12 protein-coding genes are annotated in these 15,863 nt (G+C 56.8%); 7 read left to right on the top strand and 5 right to left on the bottom strand.

Features of this window, described 5'->3' with window-relative positions; all coding sequences use genetic code 11:
- The first annotated feature begins 78 nt into the window (after positions 1–78).
- Positions 79–3,558, top strand: coding sequence for a PAS domain-containing protein (locus G536_RS30695; RefSeq protein WP_022824212.1), 3,480 nt, complete (start codon positions 79–81; stop codon positions 3,556–3,558).
- Positions 3,559–3,674: 116 nt separating this feature from the next.
- On the opposite strand, the gene G536_RS0113900 is transcribed toward G536_RS30695, so the two are convergent.
- Complete coding sequence (locus G536_RS0113900) at positions 3,675–4,046, bottom strand: hypothetical protein (protein WP_022824211.1); 372 nt, start codon at positions 4,044–4,046, stop codon at positions 3,675–3,677.
- 430 nt (positions 4,047–4,476) lie between these two features.
- Here G536_RS0113900 and G536_RS0113895 point away from each other — a divergent pair, with 430 nt between their 5' ends.
- The 3 genes from G536_RS0113895 to G536_RS27875 all read left to right on the top strand — a co-directional run bounded on the left by G536_RS0113895 (position 4,477) and on the right by G536_RS27875 (position 8,382).
- Positions 4,477–6,870, top strand: coding sequence for a TonB-dependent receptor (locus G536_RS0113895; RefSeq protein ID WP_022824210.1), 2,394 nt, complete (start codon positions 4,477–4,479; stop codon positions 6,868–6,870).
- Between the two features lie 76 nt (positions 6,871–6,946).
- Positions 6,947–7,927 (top strand): DUF4249 domain-containing protein, encoded by a 981-nt coding sequence (locus G536_RS0113890; RefSeq protein WP_022824209.1) that lies wholly within the window; start codon positions 6,947–6,949, stop codon positions 7,925–7,927.
- Positions 7,928–8,103: 176 nt separating this feature from the next.
- On the top strand, positions 8,104–8,382 hold the full coding sequence (locus G536_RS27875; RefSeq protein WP_022824208.1) for a hypothetical protein: 279 nt from the start codon (positions 8,104–8,106) through the stop codon (positions 8,380–8,382).
- A 128-nt stretch (positions 8,383–8,510) separates the two neighbouring features.
- Here G536_RS27875 and G536_RS27870 read toward each other — a convergent pair whose 3' ends face one another.
- From G536_RS27870 to G536_RS0113870, 3 genes are all read right to left on the bottom strand, one after another.
- Positions 8,511–9,104, bottom strand: coding sequence for a hypothetical protein (locus G536_RS27870; protein ID WP_157530623.1), 594 nt, complete (start codon positions 9,102–9,104; stop codon positions 8,511–8,513).
- A gap of 66 nt (positions 9,105–9,170) precedes the next feature.
- Positions 9,171–9,833, bottom strand: a complete 663-nt coding sequence (locus G536_RS0113875; RefSeq protein ID WP_026880171.1) for an NAD-dependent epimerase/dehydratase family protein — start codon at positions 9,831–9,833, stop codon at positions 9,171–9,173.
- 153 nt (positions 9,834–9,986) lie between these two features.
- A complete protein-coding gene (locus G536_RS0113870; protein WP_022824205.1) occupies positions 9,987–10,577 on the bottom strand; it encodes an HD domain-containing protein in 591 nt (196 codons plus the stop codon).
- Between the two features lie 282 nt (positions 10,578–10,859).
- Between G536_RS0113870 and G536_RS0113860 the strand changes: the two genes are divergently transcribed.
- The 3 genes from G536_RS0113860 to G536_RS0113850 are packed head-to-tail and all read left to right on the top strand — an operon-like array spanning position 10,860 to position 13,723.
- A complete protein-coding gene (locus tag G536_RS0113860) occupies positions 10,860–12,251 on the top strand; it encodes an ATP-binding protein (RefSeq protein WP_022824203.1) in 1,392 nt (463 codons plus the stop codon).
- A 39-nt stretch (positions 12,252–12,290) separates the two neighbouring features.
- The gene (locus G536_RS0113855) at positions 12,291–12,680 is read left to right on the top strand and encodes a response regulator (RefSeq protein WP_022824202.1); all 390 of its coding nucleotides are present in this window, start codon (positions 12,291–12,293) and stop codon (positions 12,678–12,680) included.
- Positions 12,677–13,723 carry an adenylate/guanylate cyclase domain-containing protein gene (locus G536_RS0113850; protein ID WP_022824201.1) on the top strand — a complete coding sequence of 349 codons (1,047 nt, stop codon included), beginning with the start codon at positions 12,677–12,679 and terminating at the stop codon, positions 13,721–13,723. The genes G536_RS0113855 and G536_RS0113850 overlap by 4 nt, the downstream gene beginning before the upstream one ends.
- 176 nt (positions 13,724–13,899) lie before the next feature.
- On the opposite strand, the gene G536_RS0113845 is transcribed toward G536_RS0113850, so the two are convergent.
- A complete protein-coding gene (locus G536_RS0113845; RefSeq protein ID WP_022824200.1) occupies positions 13,900–15,828 on the bottom strand; it encodes an alpha/beta hydrolase-fold protein in 1,929 nt (642 codons plus the stop codon).
- Positions 15,829–15,863 lie beyond the last annotated feature (35 nt).

Genomic DNA, 15,863 nt, shown 5'->3' with positions numbered 1-15,863 from the left:
GTGGCGTAACGGAATCCGGCGGGTTGGCTGTTGCGTTTTCATAGAATTAAGAATAGTACCCGCACTATCCAAGTAAGCATGACTCACTACGAACAGCGCATTAAGGAGCTGGAACAGGAGTTGCAGGCAACTCGGGCTATGGCCGCTACGGCCAAGCATCAGCTAGACACGCTAGCTAAATTTCTGCCCGCTGGCATTCTGCTTTATAATGATGAAGGCATCGTTACAGTTGTTAACGAGCAAGTAGGCGAACTGCTAGGAATAAGCGAGTCCACTCAGCAGTGGATTGGGAAAAGGTCGGCCGATATTGTCCCAACGGTGCGGGCCAGTATGTTGGGCGCCAGCACGCTCGATGCCTTTATCCAAAATTCCTGGGCCTCAACCAATAAGAGTGCAAGTGCGGAGTTTACCGTACGCAACGGTCGCACCGTTCAGATAGACTATATTCCGATTAACGCAAGCGAATATGGGGAGCGTACCAGCCGGCTGATTTGCCTGCGCGACGTGACAGAACGCAAGAGCAATGCCCGCCTGCTGAACGAGCAGCGGGAATTCTACGAAACCATCTTGGATTTTCTGCCCGGCGAAGCGGCCGCCTACGACGTCGACCACCGGTACCGCTACGTAAATGCCAAGTCCATTACCGACCCCGCCCTACGGGCCTGGATGATTGGTAAGACCGATGCCGAATACGTGGCGTACCGCAACCGTAGTCCCGAGCTGGCTATCCGGCGCCGACAGTATATTGAGGAGGCGCTAGCTAAAGGGCAAGTGGTGTGGGAAGAGTCGTTCCGGATGCCTGATGGCAGTATGCGCTACATGCTGCGCCATTTGCACGCCATCCAGGGCGAGAACCAGCAGCCACGCATGCTCATTGGCTACGGTACCGACATCACCCAGCGCTACAAAACTGAAGAACGAATCCGGGCTCTGTTTGCTGCCCTGCCTGACACCATCTTGGTAATTGATGCCTCGGGGCAAGTGCAAAATGCCAAGCTCGGCGACACTGCCCTGCTTTTGCCGGAAACCGATTTGGTGGGGGCTTTGGTGAAAGATGTACTGCCCGCCGCCGCACTCCGGTCGTTGCTGCCATGTTTGGCGCAGGTCCGGAGCACGGGCCAGCCAGGGGCGTGCACGTTTGAGTTACCTGCCGAAAACACGTTTGTGTCTTTCCATGCTGCCCGCGTAATGCCGCTGCCAGATGCGCAGGCGGTGCTGATTATTCTCCAGAACGTAACCACCCAGGAACTGGTGCGGCGGGAACTGGCCGACAAACAGGAATTTATTCGCCAAGTAATTGACGTCAGCCCTACGCTGATTCACGTGCGCGACGCCAATAACAAAGTGGTACTCAGCAACCAAGCCTTCAACGATTTTATGCGTCCCAATGCGCATATGTCAATCATCCAGGGGCTAGAGGAAAACACCGATGCGGCAGTGGGTCAAGAAGTAGAGCGCATCTACAGAGTGCACGCGCACGTGATGGCCACCGGCGAAGATGTGCACTATGAGGCGGCCTTCACGCAGCGCGACGGGCAGGTGCGGTGGCTTCAGTCGATGAAGCGCCCCTTTGTGAGCCCCGACGGCACCATGAACGTGCTGAGCATCTCCACCGACATTACGGAGGTGAAGCGGGCCCGGATGGAGCTGGAAAATAGCGAAAAGAAATTCCGGGACTTGGTGCAGTACTCGCAGGCGCTGATTTGTACCCACGATTTGGAAGGCAACATGCTGAGCGTGAACCCTGCTACCGAGCGGATGCTGAACCGGTCGGCGCAGTATTTGGTGGGCCGCAACCTCCGCGAAGTAGTACCAGCCAAGCATCAGGCCAACCTAAGCAGTTACCTAACGGCCTTTGCCGAGCAGTCTGAGCAGCGTGACGTAATGGCCATCATGACCCGTCAAGGCAAGCGGTATTTGCAGTACAACAACTACTTGGTGAAGGAACAAGGCCAATCGCCCTACGTGGTAGCGTCGGCCTACGACATCACGGAAAGCGTACTAACCGAGCGGGTGCTGCGCCAGGCCAAGCTGGAAGTGGAAGAGAGTGCCCAGGCCAAAGACAACTTCCTGGCTAGCATGAGCCACGAAATCCGGACGCCGCTCAACGGGGTGTTAGGTATGGCAGCACTGCTGGCCAAAACCGAACTGGATACCGCCCAGCGGGATTTGCTCGACACCATGAACCAGTCGGGGCACCACCTGCTGGCCGTGGTGAACGATGTGCTGGACATGGCTAAGATTACCGCCGGTCAGCTTCAGCTCGAACACATTCCCTTCAACCTCTGGGACTCGGTGAAAAGCGTGGTGCAAAGCATGAGCTCAATGGCCGAAGAAAAAGAGCTCTACCTATCAGTGGTGCCGCTAGCTATTTCGTCGCCCATGGTGCTCGGCGACTCGCGCCGCCTCAACCAAGTGTTGCTCAACCTGCTTAGCAACGCTCTCAAGTTCACGGAGCACGGTAGCGTGACAGTAGGCGCCGACGTACTGGAGCAAACCGCCGAAGCAGTGCGCCTACGCCTGTGGGTGCGCGACACTGGCATTGGCATTCCCGAGCAGGAGCAGCAGCGGATATTCGGCATCTTCACCCAAGCCAGCACCGACATCAGCCGCCGCTTTGGAGGCACTGGGTTGGGCCTTTCCATCAGCCAGCAATTGGTGCAGCTGATGGGCGGTACGCTCACTGTGGACAGCAAACCGGGCCAGGGTAGCACTTTTGCCTTCACGCTGCAACTGCCGCGCACCAGCACGCAGCCCTTGCCAACCCTCGCCGAAACCGAATGGCCGGAATTGGCTGGGTTACGCGTTCTGCTGGCCGAAGACAACCGCATCAATCAGCGCATTTCGCTGCTAATGCTTCAGCCCCAGGGAGTGGCAGTGGACTGTGCCAGCAGTGGCCCGGAGGCGCTACGCTGCTTTAATGAGCAGCTCTATGATGTGGTGCTGATGGATATTCAGATGCCGGGCATGAGTGGAGTGGAAGTTACGCGCCTAATTCGGCACCACCCCGACCCACGGCGAGCCAACATCCCCATCATTGCCCTTACGGCCAACGCCTTGCGCCGAGACCAGGACCGGTACCTGGCAGCCGGGATGAACGCCTGTCTGATTAAGCCGTTCGAGGAACGCTACCTGCACCAAACCATTATCAATGTGCTGCGTGGCACGCCGCCGCCCGCTGTTAGTCCGGTGACCAAGGCGCCAGCGGCTACCCCCAGCCTTACCACGCCCTACGACCTGAATTTTCTGCAAGCCTCCGCCAACGGCAACCCGCACTTCACCGACCGGATGCTGTCGGTGTTCGTGCAGGAAACCCCGGCTACGGTGCTGGCGCTCCGGCAGGCTATTGCCGCCGAAGACTGGCGAACCGTCCGGCAGTTGGCCCACAGCGTGAAGCCGGTGGTGGTGCTACTGCGAATTGAGGGAGGGGCAGATGCCATCAAAGTTTTGGAAAACCAACGTGCCGGAATAGCGGCCACCAAAGTAGCCGCGCACACTCTAGCCAAGCAGTTGGAACTGACCTGCGAAACGCTGCAAAAAGAACTACGTCCCCAGTAAGCAGTGAAAGCAGCGTAGCGCTTAATGAAATAGGCTGAGCTGGGGCAAACCGGCATACAGCAATGTGCCGCCTCCCTATTGCAAGGAGGCGGCACATTGCTGTATAAGAAGGACGGTTAACGGCGGCCGTCGTAGCGGTCATTGCGGTGGGCGGCTTCCCAGCGGGCGCGTTCCTGTGCCGTCACTCTGTGCTTCTTGTCGTAGCCGTAGTTGAAATCTTTGCCGTTGCGGTCGTCACGACGGTCGTTGTTGCGGTAGTCATTCCGGTCGTCGCGGCGGTCGTTGCGGTGGGCGGCTTCCCAGCGGGCCCGCTCTTGGGCGGTTACTTTATGTTTTTTGTCGAAGCCATAGTTGAAGTCTCGGTCGTTACGGTCGTCGCGGCGGGCAATTTCTCGGCGGCGGTCGTCATCGTGGCCAGGGGCGGGGGCGGCGAAAGCGCTGGTAGCAAGCAAAAGGGCAGTGGCGAGGGAAAGCAGGGTCGTTTTCATGATGAGTTAGTTTCAGAGAAGTTGGAAGAGAAAAGCGGGCAAGTCCGTTGCTGCAGGCTAGGCTTCAACCCGTGAAATCCGTTTCGATTTCTGAAAAGGAACATTGCAAACCAGCGGCCGAAAATGCCACCAGGCTCGCCAGCTAGGCGGTTTCCTGCTGAACACCGACCAATCTGCCTTCTGAATCGACCAAACCCAACCGCGCGCCGTTCCGCACTTCTGCACTGGCTTCAATACTTGTAAACTCCGTAACCTGATTAAGCAGCCCAGTTGTGGCCAGCCCGCAGCCAGTAGATATGTGCTAAGTGCTTGCTAAGTAGAGCCAACCTTTTGCGCCTAGGCAGCCTCTGCTATATACCAGGCAGCTAATAGTCCGCGTTGGTAAGGCGCTAGTGGTTGATTGAGTTCTATATAGCTTCTAATTCTCTTTATGAATCCAGCTTTCCGCGCTGTTGTAGTAGCCTGTTTCCTATTGAGTGCCGTAGCCGCCCAGGCGCAGCAGCCCGCCGCCAAAATCACGATTAGCGGCTACGTGCGCGACGCTGCCACCGGCGAAAACCTGATTGGCGTGGCCGTAGTTAGCCCCACCACCGGCCAGGGTACCGCCACCAATACCTACGGCTTCTACTCCCTCACGCTACCCGCCACCGACTCGGTGCGGCTGGTAGCTAGCTACTTAGGCTACGAACGTGCCCGCTGGGCGGCGGCCGTTACGCGCAACGTCAGCCACGATTTCCGGCTGCGTACTGCCAGCAACGAACTGGGCGGGGTGGAGGTGGTGGGCAACCGCGAAGAGCGGATTGAGCGCAGCACTCGCATGGGCACCATCAACGTGCCCATTGCCCAGATTAAGAGCCTGCCCAAGCTGTTTGGCGAAACCGACGTGCTGAAGGTGTTGCAGCTGCTGCCTGGCGTGCAAAGCGGTGGCGAGGGCCAGAGCGGCCTGTACGTGCGCGGTGGCTCCCCCGACCAGAACCTGATTCTACTGGATGGTACACCGGTGTACAACGCGGCGCACTTGTTCGGCTTCTTTTCGGTATTCAATGCCGATGCCCTCAACAACGTGGAGCTGATTAAAGGCGGCTTTCCGGCGCGCTACGGCGGGCGGCTGTCGTCGGTGCTGGACATTTCGATGAAGGAGGGCAACATGCAGGAGTTTCATGGCGAGGGCGCCGTGGGTATTGTGGCGTCTAAAATCACGCTGGAAGGCCCCATCAAGAAGGATACAGCTTCGTTCATCATCTCGGCCCGGCGCACCTACCTCGATATTCTGGCCCAGCCCTTCATTAAGGCCCAGCTTTCCAGCGAAGGCTCCAGCGGCTCGGTGGGGTACTTCTTCCACGATTTGAACGCCAAGTTGAACTGGAAGCTAAGCAACCGCGACCGGCTATATCTGAGTGCCTACACCGGCTACGACAAGTTCTACGCCCGCATCCGCGACCAAGACAAGTCGTCTGATAACTACAGCCGCACGGTGGCCAACTTAGGCTGGGGCAACCTCACGTCGGGGCTGCGCTGGAACCACATCGTGCACGACCAGCTGTTCATGAACACCCACCTCACCTACAGCAAATACCAGTTCAACGTAGGGGCCGAGGACGAGCAGCGCTACACCAACCAGGGCCAGCGGCGCACCGACAAGTACGCGCTGCGCTACCTATCCAACATCCGGGACTTCAGCCTCAAAACCGATTTCGACTACACGCCCACGCCCGACCACTACATTCGATTCGGCGGGCAGTATATTCTGCACTCGTTTCGGCCCGGCGCCCTCACCGCCAAAGACAACACCGGCAACCTGGACAGCCAGCTGAAATCAGGCACGCGCACCATGGCCAGCGAAGTTGGCCTGTACGCAGAAGACGACTACCGGCTCACCGACCAACTGAAAGTAAACGGCGGCCTGCGCCTGAACGGCTTCGCGGTGGAAGGCAAGTTTTACCCGAGTGTGGAGCCGCGCGTAGCCGCCCGCTACCTGCTCACCGAAGACTGGGCCCTGAAAGCCTCCTACGCCCGCACCACGCAGTTCATTCACTTGCTCACCAACAGCGGTATCGGCCTGCCTACCGATTTGTGGGTGCCAGCCACCAAGCAAATTAAGCCGCAACGGGCGCAGCAGGTGAGCGTGGGCGCGGCCCGCACGGTGCGCTTCAAAAACGAGGACTACGAAGTGAGCTTCGAGAGCTACTACAAGCCCATGCGCAACCTAGTGGAGTACCGCGAGGGCGCCAGCTTCCTGGGAACTGTGGAAAGCGACTGGGAAAGCAAAGTAACCAGCGGCAAAGGCTGGGCCTACGGCGGCGAGTTTTTCATTCAGAAGAAAACCGGCCGCACCACCGGTTGGATTGGTTACACCCTGGCCTGGAGCAAGCGCCGCTTTCCTGACCTCAACCAGGGCCGCATCTTCCCCTACAAGTACGACCGGCGCCACGATATTTCGGTGGTGGCTATCCATAAGTTCAGTTCTACGCTCACGCTGTCGGGGACGTGGGTGTACGGCACCGGCAACGCCACCACATTGTCGCAGGGGCGGTTTACGTTGGGGGAATACCAGGATTTTGAAGACTACGGTGAGCGGAATTCGTTCCGGATGGCCGCCTACCACCGCTTCGACCTGGACCTAAGCAAGACCAAGAAAAAGCGGTGGGGCGAAATCGTGAACAGCTTCAGCATCTACAACGTGTACAGCCGCCGCAACCCCTACTACCTGTACCTAGGCTACGATTATGATTACAACGGCAGCTCTTCGGAAAGAAAGCCGGTGTACCGCCAGGTTTCGTTGTTTCCCATCATTCCGTCGTTCAGCAAAGCCTTCAAGTTTTGATTACGGATTCAGCTGGATTTTTCGGACTACGCAGCTTGAGTAGCTGCCCAAATATCCATTCGTTGCCCGATTTTATATGAACAAGCTACTTCCTTTTCTTGCTAGTGCTACGGTAGCACTCAGCGCCTGCGAAACCATTGTGGATGTGGATGTGCCCCCGCATACGCCCCGGCTGGCCCTTAGCTATACGCTCAGCAACCAAACTCCCACAGCAGAATACCAAGAGTTGTTTGAGGTGCGCGACCTATTTGTGAGCACCAGCCAGGGAGTGCTGGAACCGAAAGAACCAGCCGGCCGGAAAGACGCCACCGTGGAATTGCTCAACGACGCTGGGCAAGTGGTAGAGCAGTTCCGCTCGAAAGGCCGGCCCGGCTTTAACTTCAGCACCGGCCGCCCCGATAGTTTGTACGGCTACTACGTGCCCACCCGCAACTTTGTGGGGCAGCCCGGCAACACCTACACGTTGCGGGGCTCGGCGCCGGGCGTAGAAGCCGTGGAAGCTACCCTCACGCTGCCCGCCCGCGCCACTATTGAAACGGGTAGCTACATTGTGTCTTCTTCAAATAACCCAGTTGGGTGGAACAACGCTGGCCGGCTCACGTGCAGCATCCTCGACAATGCGGCTACCATCGACTACTACATGGTGTACGCTCGTGTGCTAGACCGCAATGGCCAGTATTGGGGAACTGTTCAATACGATTACAATAGCCCTAGCAATGGGAACAATTCGGATATCAGCTTAAACCGATACCAACTTTCGGAAGCCCGTAGCCTTTATAACCAATACCCGTTTAGTGATGTTGGCGGCAACGGGCAGCGCCTGATTTTCAGCAACGATGTGTACCTGGATGGCAGCCGTACCACCGAGCCCGCCTTTATTGAAGTGACGGTGAGCAGCCTCACCCCCGATACCTACCGCTTCTACCAGTCGTTGCAGCGCTACTACGATACCGACGGCAACCCGTTTGCCGAGCCTGCGCCACTCTTCACCAACGTGCGGCCCGGCTACGGTTTATTCGGTGGCGCCACCGATGTTACCTACCGGATTCCGCTGTAAGCAGCCGCAGTGTTATAGTTCTTGAAGTGCCCCTAGTAGGAGTCGGGCGCTGCAGTGCTTTATGCTGACTAACAGGCTCCTATATAGCTTTTTCAAAGCGGGTGAAGTAAACTTTGGGCTGGTTTTTGCGTCTAATCAGTAGTGCAGGCCCCGGTTGTGGCTTGCCGCTACTGACTATGAAAAAGCTTCTGAAAGTTCCGTTTTTGCTTGCCTTGCTCGTTGCCGGTACCTTGCTCACTAGCTGCGTTGGTGCGGGCGTAGCCGTTGGCACCGGCCCCGCCGCCTACTACGGCGACCCTTATTATGGCCCCCGCTACCGGCCCTACTACGGTCCGCGCTATTATCGTCCATCCAGAGTAATTGTGCGGCCCGCGCCAGTTATTGTACACCCCGGTCCCCGCTACTACCACGGCCCGCGCGGCGGTGGTTACTATCGGGGCGGTGGCCGCCGCTAGCCACCCGTTTTATCCGATTAAAAAAAGCCCGCTCAGCTAGCTGAGCGGGCTTTTTTAGTTACACGTTTCAAGCCATCGAGTACGTTTCACGTAGCACCTCGCGCACGCGCAACGGCGGTTAAGCTACTTTAGAAGGTAAAGCGCAGGCTGATGGCCGCGTCATTGTAGAAACCGGTGTAGCCGTTGAACACCTCAAAGTACGGCTTGTAATCAACGCCCACTACAAATGGCAAATCCTCCATTTTGTATTCAAGCCCTAGAATGAGGTCGGCGCCAAACGCCACGTACGTAGCGTCGTCGTAGATGTAGTCACGAGTGAAGTAGATGGTGTTTTTGCGTCCCCGGTAATAGCGGGTATCAGCAAAATAATAGCGCCCCTGATACGCCCCGGCGTGAAAACCCGCTCCGTAGTAAAACTGCAAGCCTTGTATGTCGGAAATGGCTTTGTGTTTCTCGCCGAGCAGCGTGAGCCGGGCACCACGGGCCTTGTATTCCGTCGTGACCAGGGCTTCGAGGGCCACGCCGTTTTTACCACTCATAAAATGTTTGATGGTGAGCCCCGAAGAATAGCCACCCCCGCGCAAGCCAATGCCTGTGCTGTAACCAGAACTGCTGCCGCCGCTTCTGGTACTGCCAGTAGTTTTCTTCTTAGTCTGAGCAGCCACTGTCCCAGCACTGCCCATCAGGATTGCAGCTAATAGAATAAAGGAAAAATGCTTCATCGAAAAACGGAAAAGTTAAATATGAAGCCGCAAAAATAGGCAGAAAAACGGAAGTGCAACGGAATGTCACAAATTGCTTGTTTGTGCAATTTCATCTGAAGGATGTACCTGAATTCCGCTACTGTCTTTGCTGGCGGCTTGCAGCATGGCCCGTGCTACGGCAACGCCCGACACTGCCCGGTACTTGCGTAGCGGCCCCACTAGCACCGGATTTAGCACCCGCAGTAGCACTGCTCCCAGTTGTTCTCCCCGGCGCTTTTCTTCCCTTTCACCTAGCAGCAACGACGGCCGGAAGATATGAATGGTCCGAAAAGGCAGCTCCCGAACTGCTTGCTCAGCCTCACCCTTCACCCGGTTATAGTAAATCCGGGCGGTTGGGTCGGCACCCATGGCCGATACCAGCAGCAGCTGCACCGCAAAGTTGCGGGCGGTGAGGGCCGCTAGCGTCACTACGTACAGATAATCAACCCGGTAGAAAGCCTCCTTCGAGCCGGCCTGCCGCATAGTAGTGCCCAAGCAGCAGTACACATCATCAGCAATCAGGCGCATAGCGTGTTCCTCCAGCTTATCGAAAGCTAACACACGCTGTTCCAGCTTGGGATGCACCTGCGGAATAGGCCGCCGCCCCACAGCAATAACTTTAGAATAACGGTCGGAAGCCAGCAGTAGCGGCAGCAACTGGGAGCCAATCAGGCCGCTGGCCCCGGCAATAAGTGCAGTTTTCTGCATAAACGAGAGGAAAAAGACAAGCAGCTTCGGGTACCCAAGGCTTGAAGCTGGGTGGTACGTAAAACCAGCCGAACGGTAGGCACGTGGCAGAAAGATGGAGCCTTTAGGTGGACCGTTGCCTGCCTGCTCCATTGCACGCCGCCAGGTTGTCGGTTAGGAAGACGCCAGTTTCACTCGGATATCGGCCAGCCGGGCTTGCTTGCCGGCCTCCCGCTGGGCTATGGCTGTTTTCGTCCAGTAGCGGTGCGCCACCAGAAACTGCTCCTGCAAACGGTTCCAAGCGTTATCGTCGGCCGCAATAAGCTGCCGCGCCTGAAACTCCAGAAATAGCGTGTGAGCTATTGGCTCGAAATCGGGTCGGCCCAAGTAGTCGAGGTCGGCATCGCAGAGAATTTCAGCCAGGTGCGACTGAGGAGCCTGCGGTAGCTTGGTAGCCATAATCATGGCAGAAATAGCTTCTATCTGCGCTGGGCTGTAGCCGAAGCCGGGCAATACGTCGTGCACCAGCTCGCAGCTAGCGGCCTCGTGCTCGTTGAGGGTGCGTAGGAAACCAGCATCATGAAAAAGGGCCGCCGTACGCAGCAGCTTGCGTGGTTCCTCATTGATAACTCCTTCGGCAGTAGCCAGCTGCATAGCCGCGTGCGTTACGTCTAGGGTATGATGCACGCTGTGGTAGTATAGCGTGGCCGGAAGCTGGGTTTTCAGCTCGTGCAGGATGTATTTTTCGGCAAGCTCCTGATTCATATGGGAAACGGCTAACAACCGGAAAGCCCAGCAATATATCGATACCAGGAGATATTTAGTGGTTGAAGCAGTGAATCAAGCGGCCGGAAAATAAAACTCCCCGCCGTGCGAAGAGGAGCATGTGCGGTAGCCTGAAAAATTCGCCCTTTCTTTACCTTCAGCACCGCAAGCAATACCAGAAAAACCGCATTCCTTCTCCCAACTTGTACCAACAACCTGCGCTGGTAGCGGCAATGCCTTACATGTACCAAACCGAAGCGCCTGCGCATCCAAAGGCAGATTATGGACTCTAAATCGTTTATAAATATTAATGCCGAGCTGTCATTCTCTGTGCTGGTGGCCTGGGGCATCCTGCGGGCGTACGGCAAGTTTCTGAACCTGCCAGTCCGGGCGCCGCGCTGGTCCGTGGCCGCCAACAAAGTTTGGGTACTGGGAATAAGCGTGGCCGTATTCGGGCTGCTGTTCAACATCAAAAGCGACCATCTTAACGGTGTGTTCTGGCTACTCACCATGGCTGGCACGGTAGCGTTGCTGCTTCGCATCCGGGACTACCGCCCGGCCCGTACTATTCTGCTGGCTATAGCTCCCTTCGCGCTACACTACCTGTTCGAATTTCTGGCGAAGGCGCTGGGCAACGGACTGTTGGATGAATATGATGACGCCTTCGATACGGCCCAGGGGTTTGCATTTATCTGGCTGGCTACCTTTCTGCTGATTGCCCGCAGCCAAAAGAAAAACCTGGAAGCCGAGCGCCTGCTGCGCGAAGAAGAAGAGCAAAACAAGCGGCGCATTGAAGCCCAAAATATGGAGCTGGAGCGGCTGGTATCGGAGCGCACGGTGGCCCTCACCCAGCAGACCGAAGAACTGCGCTACACGCTTACCGAGCTGAAAACCACGCAGGCCCAGCTGATTCAGGCCGAGAAAATGGCCAGCTTGGGGGAACTGACGGCCGGCATTGCCCACGAGATTCAGAACCCGCTCAACTTCGTCAACAACTTTTCGGAGGTATCGGCTGAGTTGGTGCAAGAGTTGGAGGAAGAGTGCCAGAAGGCAGAGCGGGACCCAGAGCTGGAAAACGAACTGCTCGCCGACCTTAAACTCAACCTTCAGAAGATAACGCACCACGGGCAGCGGGCCAGCAGCATTGTCCGGGGCATGCTGGAGCACAGCCGCGCCAGCACCGGCGAGCGGAGCCCCGCCGACCTCAACGCCCTCTGCGACGAATACCTGCGCTTAGCTTACCACGGCTTGCGCGCCAAAGACAAAACCTTCAACGCCACCCTCGAAACCCATTTCGACCCCAATTTGGGGCAGGTAGAAGTGATTTCGCAGGATGTTGGGCGGGTGCTGCTCAATTTGCTCACCAATGCCTTCTACGCCGTGCAGCAGCGCCAAAAACGCCAGGAAACCGGCTACTACCCGACGGTTACGGTAAGCACCCGCCGCACCAGTGAAGGCAGCGAAATTAGGGTTCGTGACAACGGGCTGGGTATTCCGGAGAGCGTGAAGCAGAAGATTTTTCAGCCCTTTTTCACCACCAAACCTACTGGCGAAGGTACTGGCTTAGGCCTTTCGCTCAGCTACGACATCATCACGCAGGGCCACAACGGTACGCTAACCGTGGACAGCGAGGAGGGCCGCGGCACCGAGTTTGTGATTGTGCTGCCCGAGTAAAGACAACTTAATCTGGTAACTGTACTACCTTAGCATAAGATGAAAATACTGGTTGTTGACGACGAAACAGACGTACGGACGCTATTTGAACAACGCTTCCGGCGGGAGATTCGCAGCGGGCAATTCGAGTTTTCATTTGCCTATTCCGGCGAAGAAGCTCTCAATTATCTGCACGGTCACCCTTCAGAAGTGGTGCTGATTCTGTCCGACATCAACATGCCCGGCATGAGCGGGCTGGAGCTGCTGCGCCGCGTGAAGCAGGAATACGACGCGCCGCCGCCGCCGGCCCCGATGGTGATGATGATAACCGCGTACGGCGACACCGACAGCTACAACCAAGCCATGCAGCTCGGGGCCAACGACTTCCTGACCAAGCCTGTGGATTTTGGCGCGCTCAAAGAAAAATTACTCTCCTTGGAGAAGCTATGAAAACGAAGATTCTGGTAGTAGATGACGAGGCAGACCTAGAGCTGCTGATCAAGCAGAAATTCCGGCGGCAAATCCGCGAAGGCGTGTACGAATTCAAATTCGCGGCCAACGGGCAGGAGGCGCTGGACTGCGTGCAGGCCAATCCTGACCTGGACATTGTGCTCAGCGACATCAACATGCCCGTAATGGATGGCCTGACGCTGCTCACTAAGCTACACGATTTGAATGCGGTAGTGAAAACCGTCATCGTTTCGGCCTATGGCGACATGGCCAACATCCGGACGGCCATGAACCGGGGCGCCTTCGACTTCGTGTGCAAGCCAGTGGATTTCACCGATTTACAGGTCACCATGGAGAAAACTGCCAGCCACGTGCAGCAGTTGCGCCAAACGCTGCGCGCCATTCAGGAAAACAACATCCTGAAGATGTACGTGGACGAAACGGTCATCAATTTTATGGCGCGGCCCGGTTTCGAAAACTCCCTGATGCTGAGCGAAACCGTGGAAGCTACCGTGGTTTTCATCGACATCTGCGGCTTCACATCGTTGTCGGAAGTATTGCCGGCCGGCACGGTTGTCACGCTGCTCAACACCTATTTCGACCAGATTGTAAAGGCCGTTATTGCGCAAGGCGGCTACATCGATAAGTTTATGGGCGACGCCGTTATGGCCGTTTTCCGGGGCGAGTTTCACTTGGACCGGGCCATTGATGCCGCGCTGGCGGTGCGTTCCGTTATTCAGGCCCAGCAGAACATTCTGCCCGACGGCAGCGCCTATCAGCCGCGCGTATCCATCGGCATCAATACCGGCGAAATGGTATCCGGCAACATCGGTTCGGCCTCCCTGCGCCGCCTCGACTACACCGTAATTGGCGATACAGTGAACGTGAGCCAGCGCCTACAATCCTCGGCCAAGCCCAACCAAATCATCATCACCGACGCTATTTACGCCAAGGTAAAAGAGTCGTTTCAATGCCAAGAGGTAGGGGAGGTGCACCTGAAAAACAAGGCCAAACCCGTCATGACTTACGAAGTGATGGCTTAGTAAAGTGCTGTAAGAAAGGTACTTGTGTGCTTCCTGTTTGCCGGTCTTCTTCGGCTTATCTGCTTTAGGTGAGCGGCTTAGTTACCTCTTCTGAGCCTTGAATGGCACTCCACTAAACTAGCGCAGCACCGAGGCATACGTTGCCTCGGTGCTGCGCTAGTTTAGTGGAGTGCTGCCTATTTGAATAGCAGCGGCGCAAACAGATACAAGTCATGGCGCCACACGGGCCAAGTGTGTCCGCCCGGATATTCGCTGTAGGCGTACTTGATACCCAGCTCATCAAATTTGGCGCGCATTACTTTGTTGTTGGCGTAGGCAATGTCTTCCGGTCCGCCCATCGACAGCCACAACTGCTTTAGGTTCTGGTTGATGGTGCCGGCGTTCTGCTTCATGTAGTTGTACTGCGGATCAGACAGCTTAGCGTTGTTGGCGAAAAAGCCGGAGCTGAACACCCCCAAGGACGAAAACATATCGGTATTGCGGACGCCGGCGTAGAGCGTTTGCAAACCGCCCATCGACAGGCCTGCCAGAGCGCGGTTGTTGGCGCCGGGTGCCACCCGAAAATTGCTTTCCACAAATGGAATAACCGTTTGCTTCAGTTCTCTTTCAAAAGATTGCAACGTGTTTTCCGAGAAGCCGGCAATGCCACCGGGGCCGCCCATATTGCCGTCCATCATCACGACCAGCATCGGCTTGACTTTCTTTTCAGCCAGCAAGTTATCTAGTATTAAATCGGTTTTGCCTTGCTTGGCCCAGCCGCTTTCGTCTTCACCGCCGCCGTGCAGCAGGTAGAGCACCGGGTACCTTTCGGCGGGATTGGCCTCGTAGCCGGGCGGCGCGTAGATGTAGGCCTGCCGCCACGAATTGGTAACGCTCGAGAAGAAACGCTTCACCCGGATGTCGCCGTGGGGCACGTCCTTCATGGCATAAAAGCTGCCGTTTCGATTGGGGATTTCGATGCCACTAGCCATGCGCCCCATGCCGTAGAATGTGTCGCTGGCGGGGTCGGCCACGGGCAGCCCGTCGAGCAGCAGGGAGTAGTAGTGCAGGCCCCGGCTGATGGTATCCGTCGTGACGGTCCAGACGCCGCTGCTGTCTTTCACCATGTCGTATTTGCGGGCTAGGTCCACCTGTACTTGTTTGGCGGTAGGGGCTTTCAGGCGGAATACCACCCGGTTGTCGGGCAGAATCTGGGGATATTTGGCGTTGCGCACGTTGGTGGCGGCCGGCGTGCCCAGCACAGTATAGGTGGGTAGCTTCGCCTTGTCAACGGGCTTGAACAGGAACTGCGAAAACATGTACAGCCCGTTTTTCCAGACCTTGAAGTCGTGGCCGCCTGCTTCGAGGTAGTACACGTGCGGCACGTTGTGCTGATACAGGTAGTCGTGGGTGCGCTGGCTGATGGAAACTAATCCGTCGTTGTCGCCGCACGAAATCCAGAGCAGCTTGAGTTGCTGGCGTGCTTTGGCGGGGTCGGGCACCAGTTCTTCAGGCTTCTTGGTGTTAGGCGCCGAGGAAAACCCACCGACCCAGGCAAACTTATCCAGGTTGCCCAGCCCAAAATTCAACGACTGTCCGCCACCCATGGAAAGCCCTGCAATGGCTCGATTGTCCCGGTCTTTCAGCACCTTATACTTCTTCTCAATGAAGGGAATAAGGTCGGTTAGCAGGTCTTTTTCGAAGTTGGCAAAGCCGGCTACTTTCTCGGGGCTGTAGATGTTGCCCACGGCCCGATCGTCTTTCAGGGCGCGGCCGTTGGGCATCACTACCAGCATGGGTTTCAGCTTACCCTCGGCATATAGGTTGTCGAGAATCACCTGCGGCCGGCCGCCTTTCAGCCATTCCTTTTCGTCGCCCCCAATGCCGTGCAGTAGGTACAGCACTGGGTACTTTTTGCCTTTAGAGTAGCCCGGCGGGGTGTACACGAGTGCCTTGCGCGTCGTGCCCACAGTGGCCGAAGGGTAGCTGATACTGTCGAGCCGGCCGGCGGCAATGCCGGCTTTGGGCTGGTCGAAGCCTTGGGGCGCTTCCTTTACAGTTGGTTGAGCCTGCAAGGCCGTAGTGGCCAGCAGCAGGCTTGCCAGCAGAGGATATAGTTTTCTCATCGGTTGAGAGTGTGGGTTTTGAATGGTATGAGGCC

The sequence above is a fragment of the Hymenobacter norwichensis DSM 15439 genome, assembly GCF_000420705.1.
Taxonomy (GTDB): Bacteria; Bacteroidota; Bacteroidia; order Cytophagales; family Hymenobacteraceae; genus Hymenobacter; species Hymenobacter norwichensis.
The sequence above is the reverse complement of the archived record's forward strand: the minus strand, read 5'-3'. Positions and strand labels throughout refer to the sequence as shown.